Here is a 1,186-nt window from a genome sequence, read left to right on the forward strand (position 1 = left end):
CATCTCGACGATGTCTGACGACGACCTCACCGAACTGCGCCGCCGCCGCATCGGCTTCGTGTTCCAGTTCTTCAACCTGATCCCGGTGCTCAACGCCGCCGAGAACGCCGGCCTGCCGCTGACGCTCGACGGACGTGCGGTCGCCGAGGCGACCCGCAAGGCGGCCGACTGGCTCGAGCGCGTCGGACTCGAGGAGCGGCTCGCGAGCCGCCCCGACCAGCTGTCCGGTGGTCAGCAGCAGCGGGTCGCGGTGGCGCGCGCGCTCGTCGCGGACCCGGCGCTCATGCTGTGCGACGAGCCGACCGGCAACCTCGACACCAAGAGCGCCGACGGCATCGCCGACCTGCTCGCCCAGGTCGCCGAGGAGTGGGGCCGCGCGGTGATCATGGTGACGCACGACCCGCGCTTGGCCGCCCACGCCAAGCGCATCGTGTTCATGCGTGACGGCCGTATCGTCGACGACGTGCGGCTGGACGGCGGCGGTGCCGAGAAGGTCCGCGCTGCGATGGAGCAGGCCGGCCTGCTGTGAGCGTGTCGTCGAAACTCGCGTGGCGCTACCTCATCGGCCGGCCGGGTCGCACGGCGCTGACCACGATGGCGATTGTGTTCGGCGTCGCGCTCATCTTCGGCTTGAACGGCATGCTGCCCGGCATCACCGAGACGTTCGAGCGCGCGATGCTCGCGTCCGCCGGCCAGGTCGACCTCTCGGTGACGAGCGCCAGCGGCGGGACGTTCGAGCCCGACATCACGCATCGTCTAGCCCGCGTCGATGGCATCGCGGCGGTCAGCCCGTCGCTGCGGCGCGCGGTGTCGATGCAGAGCGGCAGCCCGGTCACCAACATCAACCTCGTCGGCGTCGAGCCGAGGACCGCCGTGAAGGTCCACGACTTCGCGCTGGACTCCGGCCGCCTCCTCAACAGCGGCGACACGGGCAAGGTCGTTCTCGGCGCCGACACCGCCGAGCAGTTCGGGGTGGGCATCGGCGGGTCGATCGAGGTGCCCGCGGTCAGCGGGCTCAGGCGACTGACGGTCGGCGGCCTGCTCGCCGCCGGTTCGACCGTCGGTAGCCCGGAGATCTACGTGACGCTCGCCGACGCACAGGCGATGGTGGGCGTCGCGGGCAGGGTCAGCGTCATCGAGGCGCGGTTCGTGCCAGGCTCCGACCGTGCGGCGGTCGAGGCGGCCG

Annotated in this window: 2 protein-coding genes; both read left to right on the forward strand. The window is 71.5% G+C overall.

Going from position 1 to position 1,186, the window contains the following annotated elements; all coding sequences use genetic code 11:
* Positions 1 to 529: ABC transporter ATP-binding protein (locus FDZ70_11055; GenBank protein ID TLM65537.1), on the forward strand; the 529-nt coding region annotated here is incomplete at its 5' end.
* On the forward strand, positions 526 to 1,186 hold a 661-nt coding region (locus FDZ70_11060; GenBank protein ID TLM65538.1), incomplete at its 3' end, for a hypothetical protein. The genes FDZ70_11055 and FDZ70_11060, both read left to right, overlap by 4 nt.

The organism is Actinomycetota bacterium (assembly GCA_005774595.1).
Classification (GTDB): domain Bacteria; phylum Actinomycetota; class Coriobacteriia; order Anaerosomatales; family D1FN1-002; genus D1FN1-002.